General features: G+C 36.4%; 13 protein-coding genes. 5 read left to right on the top strand and 8 right to left on the bottom strand.

Features of this window, described 5'->3' with window-relative positions:
• Positions 1-22 precede the first annotated feature (22 nt).
• The 3 genes from B0E34_RS10155 to B0E34_RS10145 form a co-directional block, all read right to left on the bottom strand.
• A complete protein-coding gene (locus tag B0E34_RS10155; RefSeq protein ID WP_087709185.1) occupies positions 23-2,713 on the bottom strand; it encodes an outer membrane beta-barrel protein in 2,691 nt (896 codons plus the stop codon).
• 84 nt (positions 2,714-2,797) lie between these two features.
• Positions 2,798-3,217 (bottom strand): SH3 domain-containing protein, encoded by a 420-nt coding sequence (locus tag B0E34_RS10150; RefSeq protein ID WP_076395538.1) that lies wholly within the window; start codon positions 3,215-3,217, stop codon positions 2,798-2,800.
• Positions 3,218-3,224: 7 nt separating this feature from the next.
• Positions 3,225-3,716, bottom strand: coding sequence for a BON domain-containing protein (locus B0E34_RS10145; RefSeq protein WP_087709183.1), 492 nt, complete (start codon positions 3,714-3,716; stop codon positions 3,225-3,227).
• A gap of 224 nt (positions 3,717-3,940) precedes the next feature.
• Between B0E34_RS10145 and B0E34_RS10140 the strand changes: the two genes are divergently transcribed.
• Positions 3,941-5,191, top strand: coding sequence for a dicarboxylate/amino acid:cation symporter (locus B0E34_RS10140; RefSeq protein WP_087709181.1), 1,251 nt, complete (start codon positions 3,941-3,943; stop codon positions 5,189-5,191).
• Positions 5,192-5,934: 743 nt separating this feature from the next.
• Entirely contained in the window at positions 5,935-6,648 is a 714-nt protein-coding gene (locus B0E34_RS10135; protein WP_087709179.1) for a phytanoyl-CoA dioxygenase family protein, read from the top strand.
• A 182-nt stretch (positions 6,649-6,830) separates the two neighbouring features.
• On the opposite strand, the gene B0E34_RS10130 is transcribed toward B0E34_RS10135, so the two are convergent.
• On the bottom strand, positions 6,831-9,659 hold the full coding sequence (locus tag B0E34_RS10130; protein WP_087709177.1) for a GH92 family glycosyl hydrolase: 2,829 nt from the start codon (positions 9,657-9,659) through the stop codon (positions 6,831-6,833).
• 262 nt (positions 9,660-9,921) lie between these two features.
• Between B0E34_RS10130 and B0E34_RS10125 the strand changes: the two genes are divergently transcribed.
• From B0E34_RS10125 to B0E34_RS10115, 3 genes are all read left to right on the top strand, one after another.
• Positions 9,922-11,028, top strand: a complete 1,107-nt coding sequence (locus tag B0E34_RS10125) for an Mrp/NBP35 family ATP-binding protein (RefSeq protein ID WP_087709175.1) — start codon at positions 9,922-9,924, stop codon at positions 11,026-11,028.
• 45 nt (positions 11,029-11,073) lie between these two features.
• Positions 11,074-11,322: a NifU family protein gene (locus tag B0E34_RS10120; protein WP_076395525.1), complete on the top strand. Its 249-nt coding sequence runs from the start codon at positions 11,074-11,076 to the stop codon at positions 11,320-11,322.
• Between the two features lie 611 nt (positions 11,323-11,933).
• Positions 11,934-12,548: a response regulator transcription factor gene (locus tag B0E34_RS10115; protein WP_087709173.1), complete on the top strand. Its 615-nt coding sequence runs from the start codon at positions 11,934-11,936 to the stop codon at positions 12,546-12,548.
• 40 nt (positions 12,549-12,588) lie between these two features.
• On the opposite strand, the gene B0E34_RS10110 is transcribed toward B0E34_RS10115, so the two are convergent.
• From B0E34_RS10110 to B0E34_RS10100, 4 genes are all read right to left on the bottom strand, one after another.
• Positions 12,589-12,912, bottom strand: coding sequence for a Sir2 family NAD-dependent protein deacetylase (locus tag B0E34_RS10110; protein WP_228423051.1), 324 nt, complete (start codon positions 12,910-12,912; stop codon positions 12,589-12,591).
• A gap of 91 nt (positions 12,913-13,003) precedes the next feature.
• Positions 13,004-16,045: a choice-of-anchor I family protein gene (locus B0E34_RS10105; protein ID WP_087709172.1), complete on the bottom strand. Its 3,042-nt coding sequence runs from the start codon at positions 16,043-16,045 to the stop codon at positions 13,004-13,006.
• Between the two features lie 191 nt (positions 16,046-16,236).
• On the bottom strand, positions 16,237-16,389 hold the full coding sequence (locus B0E34_RS21320) for a hypothetical protein (RefSeq protein WP_165762973.1): 153 nt from the start codon (positions 16,387-16,389) through the stop codon (positions 16,237-16,239).
• Entirely contained in the window at positions 16,386-17,039 is a 654-nt protein-coding gene (locus tag B0E34_RS10100) for an NAD-dependent epimerase/dehydratase family protein (RefSeq protein ID WP_087709170.1), read from the bottom strand. The genes B0E34_RS21320 and B0E34_RS10100 overlap by 4 nt, the downstream gene beginning before the upstream one ends.
• Positions 17,040-17,079: the final 40 nt, after the last annotated feature.

Below are 17,079 nucleotides of genomic sequence, written 5' to 3'. Positions count from 1 at the left end.
AACAAAAGAAATTCAAATAAAACTATTTCTTCTTCCCTCCAAATTTATTCAGTTTCATCACCAGAGAAAACATCACATACCTTTTCAATATCAAATCTTCTCTGTCTTCCACGCCGGAAGCGGAAATTGTTCTGGTGACACTTTGGTTTTGGTTGAGAACATCATACACTTTTACACGCGCAGTAAGCTGTTTTTTGAAAAAAGTATAACTTACACTAGAATTTAAAAAGTAAAAATCCCTCTTGAAACCCGGTGCGATATTCGAACTCGTATTATATTCAAAATCATTTTCGAAAACAAGATTAGTCTGAAAGAAATAATTGGTGAGTTCCAGACTGAAATTCTGTGACGTATTTTTGATGCTTTCAATGCTGTAATTTTTATATTCTGAAAAATTATAATTGATGCTGTAAGATGGTTTAATGGTAATTTTATCCTTTTTTTCGTACGTAACATTGATTCCCGGACTGAAATTGTAAGAATTACCTGTGAATTGCTGTCCGTTAATAAAACCTCTGTTAAAACTGTAACTAAATCCTGATCTTGGTCTTACATTCAGTTTATGGTCGTTCCATTTATACGTTTTTCCTAGACCTGCAAGGAAATAGACGCTTTTATTTCCGCTGATGTTCGCGTAAGTCACAAACTGCTTTCCGGAATCATCGTAATATGAATAATTGGTTGTGTTGTTGTTATTGTACACAAAACTGAAATTGAAATAATAGTTTAAATTTTTCTGAATATTATAATTGTTGAAATAAACATTCGTAGAATTCATCCATGAGTTTTTCAAATCAGGATTTCCTTTATACGTTACCAGAGGATTGGATTCATCTACATAAGGAATCAGGTTTGCGGAAGATGGGAGGGTGAAATAGGATACATTGGTAATACTTACATTGGAAGTCTGGCTGAAGTTGTAAATCAGTCCGAAATTGTATTTCGGAAGCGCAAAATTTCTCTGAAGCTCATAATTTTGTCCGTTGAAAGTGGAATGATAGTTCAGATCCGTAAGATTTAAACCTAAAGAAGTCCACATTTTCAGCATTTTTTTATCTAAATTAAAACTGATTTCAGGCGAAAGCTGATTGTTTTTTTCATCCGAGCTGTTGGATAAAGCAAGATTATACACCGTATATTTTTTTGTTGTGGCATCAAAATCATTAACAATTCTTTCATTCATCGAATTTCTCGAATTATACTCCATACTGATCGTCACACTTGCAGAGTCCGAAACAGGCTCCGTATATTTTGCATTAAATGAATAATTGTTATTCTGATTTTTACTCTGACTGAGCTGATTTCTTACATCTCTTTTGGCAACATTTTCCACTCCGTTTTCAAAAAATAAAGTACCGGAATTGCTGAGGTTATTGTTTTTATTCTGCTGAATCGAAGTAATTAAATCGGCATAAAAGCTTCGGTTTTTCTTTCTGAATTTTCTTGCGTAATGAAGATTAGGCGAGAAACTGTTGTTTTCAGAGTCCGTTACGGTAGAAGACTGGCTTTTATTTAAAAGTTCATCATTCTTAAAAGTCGCTGAATTTCCCGTTCTGAAATTATTTGATTTTGTAAAAGAAAACGACGGCGAAAAAGAAATCGTACTGATTGTGTCCGGCTTTATTCTCAGAGTAGAATTCAGCGTGTATTGCTCTCTTTCGTTTTCTGCGCGGTTTTCAGAGTCTGTTTTTAAGTTGGAATCGGGAAGAAAAGTGGTTTTAGAAACTTTTGATGCCGTTTCAAGATTGGTCGTATTGCGTTTGATTCCCAGTTCCTCAATTTCGACTTCCTTGCCCAGTTTATCACTGTAATTCACCCCGATCATCGAAGATTTCTGAATTCCCAGCTTTGAATTTTTACCATTGTCATCATCCATAGAAACACCCTGTGAATTGATATTATTGGTATAACCCAGCAAACTGATCTTGGTTTTATCCTTGAAATAATTAATCAGCCCTTTTTCGTCATACCGTTTATCCGAACCGTAACCTGCAGAAATTCTCGAAACCCAGCCTTTGTTTTTCTTCTCATCAATATTGAAATTAATGGTTTTGTTCTGTGATTTCGGCGTTTTTCCCGTAAGTTCCTCTTCTTTGGTTTTGGTGGTGGTAATCTGAATGTTTTTAATAATATCGGCGGGAAGATTTTTTAACGCAATTTTTCCGTCTTTATCGAAAAAAGGCTTTCCGTTCACCATGATCTGGTCAGCTTCTTTTCCGTTGACGGTAATTTTTCCATCGTTGTCGATCTCTACGCCATTAATATTTTTGAGTAGTTCTTCAATATTACTGTCGGGACGAACTTTGATAGCTTTCGCGTTGTATTCAACCGTATCTTTTTTAATTTTAATCGGCGAAACGGTAATTTTTACCTCTTCAATATCCGAAATCTGGTTTTTATCCAACTGGATGTCTCCCAGATCAATAGATTTGTCGATGGTATCGAATTTTGTGGAGTAAGAAATTAACTTTTCAGCATCAATCTGTAGAATTGTAGGTTCATTAAGTTCTTTGGTTTTTATTGCAAACAGACCTTCCCTGTTAGAAGCTGTATAATCGACTAATGAAGAGTCTTTCTGTTTTAAAAGATAAATGGTTGCATTCTCCACAGGTCTTTGCCCAAAATCTGTAATTTTTCCTTTAATGACGTACTTTTGTCCGTTCAGCATAAGAAAGCTCAACAAAAAGAACAGCAACCATAAGATTTTCTTCATTGAATGTTTTTAAACGCGCTAAAATAAAAAAAAACATCCCCGAAAAGGGATGTTCTTATTTTAAATAATGTTAAATCTTTAAAATTAAGCTCTCAAATATCTTGAGTACGCATAACCTTCCTGTCCGTCTTCAGTTTTTACTTTCCACCAGTCATCTGATGTCTGCTCAACCAAAGTCACAGAAGAACCTTTTGCTGCTTTACCTACAACTGCGGCATCCGTGGAAGGTTCCTGTCTGATGTTCAGATTAGATTCGTCCGTTGCAACTGTAAGAGCTGCACCTGCTGCCAAGCCTGAAACCTGTACATCAATATTGATGTCTGAAGCAGAATACGTAGAATCAATTGCTCCTAAAGCATTCCAGACCGCATCTTTCGCTGCTGTGTTGGAAGCACTTCCTGAAACGTAAAGAATTCCGTCCTGTTCCTGAACCTGAAGATTAGAAATCCCTGCAGACTGAGCTGCAGAAACTACACTTGAATATTTATCTTGTAATGTGCTCATCTCCGGATTATTTTACAGTATACTTATAATTTACTTTACCCACTTTCAAAGCATCAACAGATTCTTTTACTTTTCTTGCATCAGCAGAAGATACGCTTCCTGTAAGAGTAAGTTCTCCGTTTACTACTTCAACTTTTACCCCCGGAATATCTTTTACGGCATCCTGTACTTTTTGCTGTACCATCGGATCTACCGCGCTTTTAGTCTCCACAGGAGCTACAGCAGGTGCAGCAGGAGCTACAGTCGCCATATCCATTACTTCTTTAACACCGGTAATGGCTTTCAGTTGCTTAATCATTGCATCTTTTGCCTCCTGAGTTTCGAAAGTCCCGCTCAGGTGTGCAACTCCGTCCTTCACTTCTACAGAAGCACTAGGATTTGCCGTTACTACCGTAGTAGCCTGCGTTTGAAGATCGGCATCAGAAACTTTCTTTTTACAAGAAACAGCTCCGAAAGATACAGCTATAGCTAATGCAGCCATTGCGATCGTTTTTTTCATAGTTGTATATTTTTTTATGTTGTTAATACAAGTAAATGTAATAATAAAATTTGTACCAAAAGGATAAAATTCAAATAAATTTTTGTAAATTTTTCTACAATATTTTATTAATCAGATAATTAATTTTAAATCACGTTTAATTTAACATAATATTATCTCTGGGGAAAATGAAATCTTTCCGCCAATTGTAAAAATATTATATTTGCGAATCTTGAAACATATATATGAAAGGACAGAATAAACTTTTTATAGCAATTATTATCGCACTGGTTATTGGTGTGGGAATCGGCGGAGTTGTGCATACACAGGCTCCGGAAAGTGCAGAATCTTTTTCTAAAAATATAAAACTGCTGGGAACAGTTTTCATCCGTCTTGTTCAGATGATCATTGCTCCGTTGGTTTTCACAACTCTGGTGGTGGGAATTGCCAAAATGAGCGATATTAAAATGATCGGAAGAGTAGGAACGAAAGCCATGTTGTGGTTTATTTCTGCGTCATTAATTTCATTATTCATTGGACTAATGCTGGTAAATTGGCTTGAACCGGGACACGTTACCAAGCTTCCGATTCAGGATGCAGCTTCCGCAGAAGAATTATTGAAAACAAGCAAAGGATTTTCCATGGAAGACTTTGTAAAACATATTATTCCTAAAAGTATTTTTGAAGCGTTTGCAACCAATGAGGTATTGCAGATCGTGGTATTTTCCATCATGTTCGGAATTGCTCTTGCCAATTTAGGCGAAGAATATTCTCAGCCTGTAATCAAACTATTCGATATTATAGCACACGGAATCCTGAAAATGGTAGGATACATCATGTGGTTTGCACCGCTTGGAGTATTAGGCGCTATTGCTGCGGTAGTCGCTACCAATGGTTTTGAGATTTTTAAAGTCTATGCCATTTATTTAAGAGATTTTTTCTTCGCTTTAGGCGTTCTTTGGCTCGTGCTTTTACTGGTAGGATATTTAATTTTAGGCAACCGCCTTTTCGAATTGTTAAAAAGAATAAAAGAACCATTGCTGATTGCTTTCTCCACGACGAGTTCAGAAGCGGTTTTCCCGAAATTGGTGGAAGAACTGGAAAGATTTGGCTGTAATAACAGAGTGGTATCATTTATTTTACCATTGGGATATTCTTTCAATCTGGACGGAAGTATGATGTATATGACGTTTGCATCAATTTTCATTGCTCAGATCTACGGAATTGAAATGACTGTAGGACAGCAGATTACGATGCTTCTGGTATTAATGCTAACTTCAAAAGGAATCGCGGGAGTTCCGAGAGCTTCTTTGGTAATTATTGTGGCAACCTGTTCCATGTTCGGCATTCCGCCGGAAGGAATTGCTCTAATTCTGCCAATCGACCATTTCTGCGACATGGGAAGAAGTATGACCAACGTTCTGGGAAATGCTTTGGCAACCTCAGCGGTTTCTAAGTGGGAAGGACAGTTGGAAAATCATGGCGGGAATATGTAATTAATGGTTGTAAAGTCAATTTCACTTCGTTTGTGAAATGTGAATTATTAATGAAAAGATTCACGAGCAAAGCGAATTCATCATTGACGATTCGTATCTTATAAAAAATTCAAGCTTAGGCTGTGGGTGGTTAATAGTGAATTCTTATTTTTCATTATTGACCATTTGTTTTTGATTACGATTTCTAATCATGCATTGCTATCATTTGCTGAGTGAAACGCCATCGCGAACGAAGAATATTTTCAATTAATTTAAATAAAAACTTTGCGATCTTTGTTTTAAGAAATAGATTCTTCACTTCGCTGCGCTTCGATCAGAATGACAGATTCTATTTAATGAAATTTAAGTAAAATGAGTATACTGCATTATAGAAATTTAATTGAAGAAGAAATGATCATTTATTTTGCTATCATTTGCTGAGTGTAACGCCATCGCGACCGAAAAATATTTTCAATCCTTTTAAATATAATCTTTGCGATCTTTGTTTTAAGAAATAGCTTCTTCACTCCGCTGTGCTTCGATCAGAATGACAGCTCCCTTTAAAGAAATTTAATTCAAAAATTATCAATGATAAAAATTAGAATGATAGTGCTATCATTTGCTGAGTGCAACGCCATTGCGACCGAAGAATATTTTCAATTAATTTAAATAAAAACTTTGCGATCTTTGTTTTAAGAAATAGATTCTTCACTCCGCTGCGCTTCGATCAGAATGACAGCTCCATTTAAAGAAATTTAACTAAAATGAATTTACAACGTCATAAAAACTTAATTACAGAAAACGGTTTTACCGTCATCAACAATATTTTTTCCGATGAAGAAATTGAAAAGATCATTGAGGTTATTCAAAATATAGATACTTCTAAAGAAACTTTCAGAAAGTCGGAAGATCTTTTTGCCATCCGACAGTTTTTAAAGGAAATTCCGGAAGTAAAAGATTTGATTTTTAATGATAAGATTAAAACAATCATCAAAGAGATTTTCGGCGAAAAATATTTTGCAGTAAAAAGCATTTATTTCGATAAGCCTGAAAAATCGAACTGGTACGTTGCGTATCATCAGGATTTAACGATTTCTGTTGATAAAAAGCTGGAATTGGAAAATTTCGGACCATGGACAACGAAACAGAATCAGTTTGCGGTTCAGCCTCCTTTAGATATTCTTGAAAATATTTTTACCATAAGAATTCATCTGGATGATACCGATGAAAATAACGGAGCCCTGAAAGTGATCCCGAAATCCCACGCCAAAGGAATTTACAGACTGGAAACCATCGACTGGAACCTAGAAACTGAAACCATCTGCAATATGGAAAAAGGCGGAGTTATGATCATGAAACCTTTACTTCTTCACGGATCAAACCGAACTACGAACGGCAAAAAAAGAAGAGTGATCCACATTGAATTTTCTGATATGGAATTGCCAGAAGAACTGAACTGGTCGGAAAGAATGAATTAATTTTTAACTACAAAGTTTTTATTCAGAACGAAGCGGAAAATCTTTTTTCTCCCGCAGATTACACAGATTTTCAAGATGTTTGTATTAAAAAGATCAGCAAGATTTGCTAAATCTGCGAGATTAAAAAAACAAAACCTCTTTCAAGCCGAAAGAGATTTATTATTTAGAGTAAATTTAAAAAATTATTTCACAGAAATCTCATCCACAAAGATATAAGCATCTCCGCCCGCTCCCTGATGCCACTCCGCAAGTTTTCCGAAATGATAGGCTTTTACTTTTACGTATCTTGCCTGTGTAGGAAGAACCTCCGTTGAAAAATCCTTTACCTGAACCGTTTCATCTTTCGGATCAAGAGTATTTTCAACTGTTTTCAGTAAAATAAAATCTTTTCCGTTGTTGGAAACGTAATATTCCACTTTTTTAGGCATTAAAATCCAGGCACGGCTGTCCTGAAGATAGGTTGAAGATAACTGAGTGAACTGTTGAGGTGATTTCATGTCGATAATCGCTTCAAAAGTCTGTCCCTGATAACCAAGCCATTCTCCCTTTCTCCAGTTGGTATCACCGTTGATTCCGTCGATTAATGATAATTTTCCGCTTGCTGTATATTGTGGAGTAGGAGTGGAATTTACCGTAATGTCCCAGTTGTTCGGTCTTCTGTTGAAATTGGCTCTTACAATTGAACTTTTTTCACCATTTCTTTCTGCATACGCTGCCACCTGAGTGGTTTTAGTAATGGTGAAAGGACCTTTATAAGCGGTAAACATTTTTCTTACGTTTGCATCACCCTCATCCAGCGTCATATAATAAATTTTGTCATCCGGATTTAGCGCAGTGATCTCAACCTTTGTATTCAGGTCGAAAATTCTTGATGCAGAAATAACCGGAGATGCCGTTAATTCATCATATTTAAAATCTTTAAATGATTTTGCATTTTCAAAACCAAGTTTTTTAAGCTCTTCTCTATTTGTATTGGGAGTAATAATTCTCGTTGTTCCGTCTTCCAGATGAATTTTAACCTCATCAAAATAAGGCTTCGTCGTATGCCATTCCGGTAATCCGGGAGTTACAGAGTAAATTCCCATAGAACTTAAAATATACCAAGCGCTCATCTGTCCGCAGTCTTCATTTCCGATCAGTCCGTCCGGTGTGTTTTTGTAATAATTATCAAGGATGAATTTAATTTTTGCATCCGTTTTCTCAGGCTTTCCTACGTAATTATAAAGATATGCGATGTGGTGGCTCGGCTCATTTCCCTGTGCATATTGTCCGATTAATCCTGTAATATCCACCTGTTCTCTTCCTGTTGTTTTGTCCGGTGCAGAGAAAATACCATCAATAAATTGTTCAAACTTTTCTTTTCCGCCATGTGCCGCGATCAGTCCCGGAATATCCTGCTGAACAGAGTAGGAGTAATGCCATGAATTTCCTTCGGTGTAATTATTGTTAACCTCTCTTGGCTCAAAAGGTTCGTACCAGTTTCCGTTTTTTCTCGGCTGCATGAATCCGTTCTTTGGATTGTAAAGATTTTTCCAGTTCTGGGAACGTTTCATGAAATACTGATAGTCTTCTTTTTTGCCTAAAATTTTAGCCATTTGGGCAATACACCAGTCGTCGTAAGCATATTCTACGGTTTTGGAAACACTTTCATGCTCATCATCAATACTGATGAAATTATTCTGTTTGTAGGCATTTAACCCAAAAATATCAAGCATAGCAGAGTTTTTAGAAGCCTGAAATGCTTTTTCATAATCGAAACCTGTAATTCCTTTTGCCATCGCATCTGCAATAACGGAAACTGCGTGGTAACCGATCATGCATTCCGTTTCGTTAGACGCAAGTTCCCAAACCGGAAGTTTTCCGCCCTGTTCGTATTGTTTAATAAAGGTATTGATAAAATCTGCCGTTCTTTTTCTGTCGATTAAAGTCATCAAAGGATGCGCTCCGCGAAAAGTATCCCAAAGCGAGAACACCGAATAATAATCGAATCCGTTTGCCATGTAGAATTTGTTGTCACGACCTCTGTATTTTCCGTCAACATCCATATTGATGTTCGGTTGTGTGAACACGTGATACATTGCAGTGTAGAAAATGGCAAGTTTATTTTTGTCGGAAGATTTAACCTCGATTTTAGATAACTCTTTGTTCCAGTCTGCAACAGCCTGTTTCTCAATAGCTGTAAAGTCATTAGATTTTCCTTCAGCCAACATATTTTTTGCTGCTCCTTCATATCCTGTAGGAGAAATTGAAACTTTTACAAGAATTTTTTCGCCTTTCTTAACTTGCGTTGAAAAAGCTAAAGCTAATTTATTTCCATTAAATGAAACCTTCTTTTTGCCTTCACTAACTCCTTCGGTTTTTTCACCGGTTAAAAATTCTTTTGAATTTTTCAGTGGTTTAGAAAACTCAATTCTTGCATAAATATACTGGTTTGTTGCCCACGCTTCACTTCTGCGGAAAACCTCAATCGTTTTATCATCAATGATTTTTACTTCGCCTTCCAGCAGTTTATCTCTGTGATTCAGATCTAAAATAATATTTGCATCTCCTGCATTGTTGAAGTTGTATTCGTGGTAGCCGACTCTTTTAGTCGTCGTTAAACGGACGTCAATGTTATGTTTGTCTAATTTAACAGAATAAAATCCTGCGGTTGCTTTTTCGTTTTTATGAGAAAATTTGGATGAATATTCTTTCGGCGTTAAACCCGGTTTTCCCATCGTTGGCATCAGCATAATATCACCATAATCCGAAACCCCGGTTCCGTTGAGGTGGGTGTGCGAAAATCCGTAGATCACAGAGTCGGAATAATGATAGCCGCTGCAGCCGTCCCAGCTTCCGTCAATCCTTGTATCAGGAGAAAGCTGAACCATCCCGAAAGGAACAATGGCTCCCGGAAAAGTGTGCCCATGACCGCCGGTTCCTATAAACGGATTCACATACTGCGAATAATTCTGGGCTTTGATACAAAGGGAAGTAAGAAAAAAAAGTAAGATGAATTTTTTAGAGTTCATTAGTTTGGTGATGTAATTTTTTTACTTGATATAGATTTCAACAAATCTAACAAAATTTCATTAATAATGAGGAAATACAAATTGCGCCGAATTAATAAGGACTTATGAAACCGTTTTTATGATTAAATGAAGGGAAATAATTTATTTTTAATAAGCTTGTTTCTGCTAAATCTTTTTTCCTCAAAAGAAAATATCTATCAGTCTCTTTACTTATTCTAAATAGCTAAAAATTACGTAAATTTGTAAACAATTTATTTAGTTTATGTTGACGAAAGAAAAGGTTCAGGATTTCCTTAAAGAGATAGAAGTTGACGATTTGGTGAATAATCTACAAATCATGGGCAACGATGTATATATTGATATGACGGCACATTCACCAGCAATGCACGAAAAAAAGAAGCTTGAAGCCGCAATGAAACAGGCTTTCGCAAGTGAATTCGGTGAAGAGATCAATCTGAAACTAAAGATCGTTTCTCCGGAGCCGAGCGAAATTCAGCAGAGCCAGATCAAAGGAAAACAAATTCCCGGAATTCAGAATATTATTGCTATTGCTTCAGGAAAAGGAGGAGTTGGTAAATCTACCGTTGCTGCGAATATGGCGGTAACTTTAGCAAAAATGGGCTTTAAAGTAGGATTGTTAGACGCAGATATTTATGGTCCTTCAGTTCCTACGATGTTCGATACAGAAGGCGAAAAACCAATTTCTGTAGAAATTGACGGTAAAAACCTGATGAAGCCTATTGAAAATTATGGTGTTAAAATGCTTTCAATAGGATATTTTTCAGGAGCCAATCAGGCAGTTGTCTGGAGAGGGCCGATGGCTTCAAAAGCATTGAACCAAATGATCCGCGATGCAGCCTGGGGAGAACTGGATTTCTTACTTATTGATCTTCCTCCGGGAACAGGAGACATTCATTTATCTATCATTCAGGAAGTTCCTGTAACAGGAGCGGTAATTGTGAGTACACCTCAACACGTAGCTTTGGCAGACGTAAGAAAAGGGATTGCAATGTTCCAGATGGAAAGCATCAATATTCCGGTTCTCGGATTAATCGAAAATATGGCGTACTTTACGCCGGAAGAATTGCCGGATAATAAATATTATATCTTCGGACAGCAGGGAGCGCAGTATTTGGCAGATGATCTTGAAATTCCGGTTTTAGGAGAAATTCCTTTAATCCAGAGCATCAGAGAAGCGGGAGATGTCGGAAGACCGGCTGCTTTACAGGAAGGATCTAAAATTGCCGAAATTTATACGGAGACTGCCCGAAAAATGGTAGAAAGTCTGGTAGAAAGAAACAAATATCTTCCCCCTACAGAAGCGGTAAAGATTACAACAATGGCTGGCTGCTCACCAAAAGCAAAATAATGATTTTTCAAAAAATCTGAAAAACAGAACTGAACTGAAAAAAATATGGAAACAAATATAACACACGAAGATACCGTAACAAGAGTTTTAGAGGCGCTTGAAAGCATACGTCCTTTTCTTAACAAAGATGGGGGCGATATCGAGCTTATCGATGTGAAAGATAATCTGGTCTATGTAAAGCTTTTAGGCAACTGTTCCGGATGCTCATTAAACTTTTCAACCTTAAAATTAGGCGTTGAAAATACCATTAAACAGTATGCTCCGGAAATAGAGAAAGTACTTAATGTAGAGTAGAAAAACAAAAAAATATATTTCATAAGACAGATCTTTTAAGGTCTGTCTTTTTATGTGTATAAAATTCATTAATATTTAAAAATTGTAAAATAAATTTTTGTAAAATTTGAATGGTTACAAAAAAAATAAATAATCAGACCGTAAATATCCCGAAAGAAGGAATTTGCTAAAATAATAGGATAATCTAAGGAAGTTAAATTATCTGTAAAATCTTATAATGCAGGTTTTTAAATCTGTAATTTTTTATTTTTAAGAAAATTTTAAATATTATTAAGAAAATTTTATAGTATTAATTCTACCTGTTTGTGAATATTATATGTCTTATTTTTGTATAAAATTTTTACAATGTTACGTGGAGATGTGTGCTTGTAATATACTTTTATCCTTACCTTTTAAAGATTTCATGTTTTTTTAACGGCTGTATAAAAAAATGAAAATTATAAGTTTGAAAAATTTCAGAATTATATTAATAGTATGTTATGTCTCTAAAATTCTCCTAATCAGGAAGAAATATTATAAAGAAATGATATTGGTCTGTAAGTTGTATTGAAATTTTAAAATTGAATGAAAAAGTGATTTTCTGTAGAGAAAATTGATTTAAAACGAACACTATGAAGAACATACTCATTGCTGACGGTCATTATGTTGTAAGAATGGGAACCTCAATTATTTTAGAAACCAAACTCGGATATCAGTGTACCATAGATTTTGCCGAAACTTATCCTGAAGTTAAAGAAAAAGTTTGCGAAAAAGTATACGATCTTTTAATTATTGATATTGATATTCCACAGAGTATTTTTAAAGCAATGGTGAAGGAACTGAAAAAGAAGCAGAAACATTTAAGAATTCTTATATTTTCCGGGTACGACGAGAATGTCGGAATTCAGTACATAGAAGAAGGAGCAGCCGGATATCTTAACAAAGGAGCCACAGAAGAAGAGATTATTACCAGTGTAAAATCAATATTAGAAGAAGGATATTATTACACGGTAGATATGATGAAAAAGCTCGTTACCCATTCTACCGATGTACACTCTGTAGAAAGGCTTTCGAAAAGAGAATTCCAGATCTTTAAACTTCTCGCCGAAGGAAACGGAAATATTGAAATTTCTAACAGTCTGAATCTGAAAATGTCTACCATCAGTACTTACAAAAAAAAGATTTTTGAAAAACTTAAGGTAAAAAATGTTGTGGATCTTGTAAGAATCTATGACGATTTACATTAAAAATAAAAGTCGCGGCGAAAGAATTTCGCCGCGATTTTTTTTATTTTAGAATAACATGAATTTTGAATTCTTGAAAGATATGTATAATTCTGTCAAAGTCTGATTTCAGAAGTTTTTTACTTCGATGATGATTCCTGAAAAGAGAAAATTGAAGAACTTCTTCAGGATTTTGCTTAAAATATTTCAGTGTCCCGAATTCTTCAGGCTTATGAAACTGTGTTCCTTTTACCCAGATTCCGTCTGTTCCTCGATAGGTAGGAATTCCGCTGTCGGATGAAATTCCTGCTCCCGTTAAAAAAGTGAAAAGATTTCGTTTTTCTTTATGGTAAACTTGACGGATGATTTCCTCTAATTGCGTTCTCATGGTATTTCAAAGTTTAAAACTACTGAATTTCTTTAAAACAAAAAAGCCCCGAAAATTCGAGACTTATTTAATCAACTAAATACTATATAATCTACTTTACAATAACTCTTTTCAGATGTCCTTCGGAAGTTTTTATAAGATACACTCCTGTGGAAAGCATCGAAGTATCGATTGTTAAAGCATTTTTCTCTTTTCCGATCAACTTTCCGGACATATCATACAATTCATAGTCCTGCGCTCTGTTGAAATACAGAATATTTCCTTTTGTTACGGGATTCGGGAATACATTGAAGGTTGCTTTTTCAGATTTTACCTCTCCGATTGCCAAAGTCGGGGCATTGGCAATTTCATACATCGATAATGTACCGCTGATTTCATTGGCAACAATTACATATCCTTTTCCGGTCGTTGTATTTTCTGGGGCAATGTAGATAAGTCCTTCAGGTCCGTTATCGCCTCCGTATGCAGAAGTCATTCTCGAATGTTTGTAATCCGTAAAAGCAGGATTGTTAGGATCGGTAATATTATAAACCATCACACCGCCGGTTCTTTCCAGTGTGATGAAAGCGTACGTTTGTCCGTTAATATTTCCTAACGCCACTCCTTCCGGTTCAGGACCTTTTGCACGGCTTCTGCTTTTAACAGTATTGGACTCATTATCTGCATTAAAGATCAATGGATGATTGGCAGCAATATATCTCTCAAAACGGTCTCCGCTGTCGTAGACGATCTGTTTCGTATCTGCATTGAAGATCGAGAATGAACGTGCTCCCAAACCTGCAATTTCCTCAAAATCCGCATCTCCGTCTGTATTTCCTGTCGCATTGGAAACTCTGAATCTTCCTAAATTATAAGAAGCCTTTAAAACAGAAGATTGTGGAAAAATAGTGGGATCTAAAGCATAATCATTTGCACCAACTGTAGTTCTTTCACTGAATCCTGAAAGGTCTTTTTCGTCGCCTTCATTGGCAGTGACGATATAATTAGTTCCTCCAACTTTATAATTCTGAATGCCATCCGGAGTAAAATAGGTTTTTACAGGCCAGTTTGCAATTAAGATCTCTCCGTTGTTATCGGAAGCATCAAAACCGTTTCCGGGAACACTCATGTCTTTTTTACCCAATCCCCAAATTCCCGTAATGGTTTTTGTGGCTAAATTAACTTCGGCAACCGCATTATTTTCCTGAAGCGCAATCCATGCTTTCTGGCTGTCTGAGCTAATTGTAATGTATTCAGGTTCTAAATCCTGAGAAAGCGTATTGTTTGTTCTTACTTTTCTTACACCGGTTGCCGCTAAAGCAGAAACCTGAGAATCAAAAGCATTAAAATTAAGCGTTGTAACATTGCTTTGCGTAAGATTCGCAATTCCGCCTGAAATATCAATAATGCTGATCGTTCCTTCCGGATCTACCGTATAAGCATCGTTCGGCTCGCCTTCATTGGCAGTCATTACTTTTGTTCCGTCCGGTGAAAAAGTAATCATATCCGGTAAAGCTCCTACGGTAATCTGCTTCAGGAAATTTCCGTTGATATCAAAGAAAACTACAGAACCGTTCAGTTGTGGATTGGTGTTCGGAGAAGCCGCAGCAATAATTCCGTTTTTTACGGCGATGCTTGTAATTCCGCCATAAGGAGCCATATTAATGGTATTAACAACTGTTGGCGAAGTCGGATTGCTGAAATTGATAATATCAAAAACATCGGTGATGGAACTGATGGTAAATAATCTCTGGGTCGCAGGATCATGAACCACAATTTCCGTAGAACTGTTGTTGGTTCCGGAAGGATCAAAACTTCCGATATAATTTAAAGAAATCTGATGGGACGGAACAGGAGCCGGTTTATCGTTATCTACAATATAAATCGTTGCATTGCTGTCTCCGGAAATGGTTGCTCCAACCGGATTTTCAAGGCTTACCACAAAATATTCTGCCTGTTGTTCTTCCAGAGTGTCATCAATGATCGGGATGTTTACGGTATAACTCGTTGTGGAAGGAGTAAGATTAATCGTCTGATTCGTTAGTGTAAAGTCACTGCTGTTTGCCGTGCTAAAAGGAGCAGGTTTCACCACCAAATTCACAGAGGAATTTGACGGATTTGTAACATTTATTTTAAATGCTAAAGTTCCTGCATTTTCACTGACTTTAATAAAGTTTTTATCCAGCGAAATTGAGGTTCCTGCGCTGGTAAAAGTGGTGGAAGTAACTGCAGTCACTGCATTATCACTGGTGTCTTCTACCATATTGGGTTTTAAAGCCAGATAATATGTTTGGTTCGGGATTAAAGCTACAGCCGGGATTACTGTAATTTTATTATTGGAAAACGCAGTTGTAAAGGGAACCTGAGAACCTGAAGCGTTTCCAAGACGGAAATCGACAAGCATTTGTGCATTAGAATCGGTGATCGCGGAATTGTCTGTTAATCTTACACTTTCATTAAAAGAAATCGTTGGATTTACAGTCGTTAAAGCATTGTTTGTGTTGTTTGAGGGAAGGTAAGTTACGGTGGGAGGAGTAGTGTCGGCTGTGTTAATTGGGGTTGCATCTACGGTAAAATTATCGAAACGGTTGTTGCCAACTGTTCCTCCGGAACCTTGTGAGAATTCAGCTTTAAGTTTAAAATTAGGATTGTTGGCGACTCCGGAAACGCCTGAAAAGTCTAACGTAATGAGCTGCGGATTAGCATCTAAAGGTGAAACCGTCTGAAAAGTAACGAAATTTGTTCCGTCCACAGAATATTTCCACGTCTGCGTTCCTGCTCCGGAACCGGATCTTCTTGTCGTAAATTTCACGACAACATTATTGTAGCCTGTTGTTGGTAAATTGAACTGAAGGTTTCCATTGATCGGGAAATTATAACGTAAATGCGTTCCTGAAACATCTCCGTTTCTCGCATTGAAATTGTCGATATTGAAATTCTGTCCTGTTCCGTTGGCGAAATCTACATCAGTAGTTCCGTTGGTTGCAGCAGTCATCGAACCTCCCAACAAAGTGGAAGTCGGCGCAGTGATGGAAGCTGCCGAAGCATTGTTATTAAAATTCCAGTAATGGATAAGAGAGGTCTGCCCGAAAACCGCTCCCTGAAGAAAGAATGCGGCGACAACAGAACTTTTTAACAAGTAGTTGTTAATCATTTTTTACTTATATTAAATTTATGCAAAAATGAAGGTTCTACTTTGCAAAGATTTTAAGCAAATTTTAAAAAATGATTAATAAATAAGAGATAAGAATAAATTTAAGTTAATAATAAAAATAATCAAACACGAAATAAGGAAATCGTTTTTATGACAAACGATTTTTAATATTTACTATTCCTAATGATAGCTTATTTTGAGACCTTACCGGAAAAACGCAGATTTTTGCCTGTAAACTTATTCCCTTCCAACGGATGTTTCTGCATATAAAAAAATCCTGAAATTGCCGTCAGAACCAATAAAATAAAAGCTACCAGAAAAATTCTTTTTAACATTTCCTTCATATCGCCAGATTTTTAATGTCCTTAATTTCTAATGTTGAGGTGGGATACCCTTTTAATACTGCATTGATCATTGCAATACCCACTTCATGTAAAGTTAATGATTTTGATGGTAATAAAACAGGGAAAACCCAAATAAACGGTTTAAAAAACCATTTTACATTTTCCTGACCTTCAACAGGTTTCATAAATCCCGGTCGGAAATTGTATGCTGCCCTGAATCCTAATTTTCTAAGTGCATTTTCCGTTCTGCCTTTTACTCTTGCCCACATCATTTTTCCGCTTTCCGTTTTGTCCGTGTGCGCTCCTGAAACATAGTTGAAAACCATATCCGGATTCTGATTGAGAACGGCCTTTGCGAAATGAAGCGTTGTATCATAGGTAATCTTGGTATATTCCTCCTCGCTCATTCCTACACTGCTGATTCCCGCGCAGAAAAAGACGGCATCATATCCTTTGAAATTTTCATCATTCAGATCTATCTTTAAAAAATCTGAAACTATATATTCTTTTAATTTGGCGTGTTTTTTACCCGACGGTTTTCGGCTTACACTGAGGATTTCAGAAATGTTCGGATTCTCTAGACATTCCATTAAAACGCCTTCACCTACCATTCCTGTTGCTCCTGTGAGAATTATTTTTATTGAATCCATTTCTTTACTGTTATTACTGTTGTTGACGTTTTCAGGAATA

Origin of the sequence: Chryseobacterium mucoviscidosis (assembly GCF_002177115.1) — a bacterium.
Lineage (GTDB): Bacteria > Bacteroidota > Bacteroidia > Flavobacteriales > Weeksellaceae > Chryseobacterium > Chryseobacterium mucoviscidosis.
The sequence above is the reverse complement of the archived record's forward strand: the minus strand, read 5'-3'. Positions and strand labels throughout refer to the sequence as shown.

Excerpts from the sequence above, each read along its gene's own strand:
- B0E34_RS10135 (WP_087709179.1), top strand. The coding sequence starts at position 5,935 with ATGAATTTACAACGTCATAAAAACTTAATTACAGAAAACGGTTTTACC.
- B0E34_RS10130 (WP_087709177.1), bottom strand. The coding sequence starts at position 9,659 with ATGAACTCTAAAAAATTCATCTTACTTTTTTTTCTTACTTCCCTTTGT.
- B0E34_RS10105 (WP_087709172.1), bottom strand. The coding sequence starts at position 16,045 with ATGATTAACAACTACTTGTTAAAAAGTTCTGTTGTCGCCGCATTCTTT.
- B0E34_RS10115 (WP_087709173.1), top strand. The coding sequence starts at position 11,934 with ATGAAGAACATACTCATTGCTGACGGTCATTATGTTGTAAGAATGGGA.
- B0E34_RS10155 (WP_087709185.1), bottom strand. The coding sequence starts at position 2,713 with ATGAAGAAAATCTTATGGTTGCTGTTCTTTTTGTTGAGCTTTCTTATG.
- B0E34_RS10120 (WP_076395525.1), top strand. The coding sequence starts at position 11,074 with ATGGAAACAAATATAACACACGAAGATACCGTAACAAGAGTTTTAGAG.
- B0E34_RS10100 (WP_087709170.1), bottom strand. The coding sequence starts at position 17,039 with ATGGATTCAATAAAAATAATTCTCACAGGAGCAACAGGAATGGTAGGT.
- B0E34_RS10125 (WP_087709175.1), top strand. The coding sequence starts at position 9,922 with ATGTTGACGAAAGAAAAGGTTCAGGATTTCCTTAAAGAGATAGAAGTT.
- B0E34_RS10150 (WP_076395538.1), bottom strand. The coding sequence starts at position 3,217 with ATGAGCACATTACAAGATAAATATTCAAGTGTAGTTTCTGCAGCTCAG.
- B0E34_RS10145 (WP_087709183.1), bottom strand. The coding sequence starts at position 3,716 with ATGAAAAAAACGATCGCAATGGCTGCATTAGCTATAGCTGTATCTTTC.
- B0E34_RS21320 (WP_165762973.1), bottom strand. The coding sequence starts at position 16,389 with ATGAAGGAAATGTTAAAAAGAATTTTTCTGGTAGCTTTTATTTTATTG.
- B0E34_RS10110 (WP_228423051.1), bottom strand. The coding sequence starts at position 12,912 with ATGAGAACGCAATTAGAGGAAATCATCCGTCAAGTTTACCATAAAGAA.
- B0E34_RS10140 (WP_087709181.1), top strand. The coding sequence starts at position 3,941 with ATGAAAGGACAGAATAAACTTTTTATAGCAATTATTATCGCACTGGTT.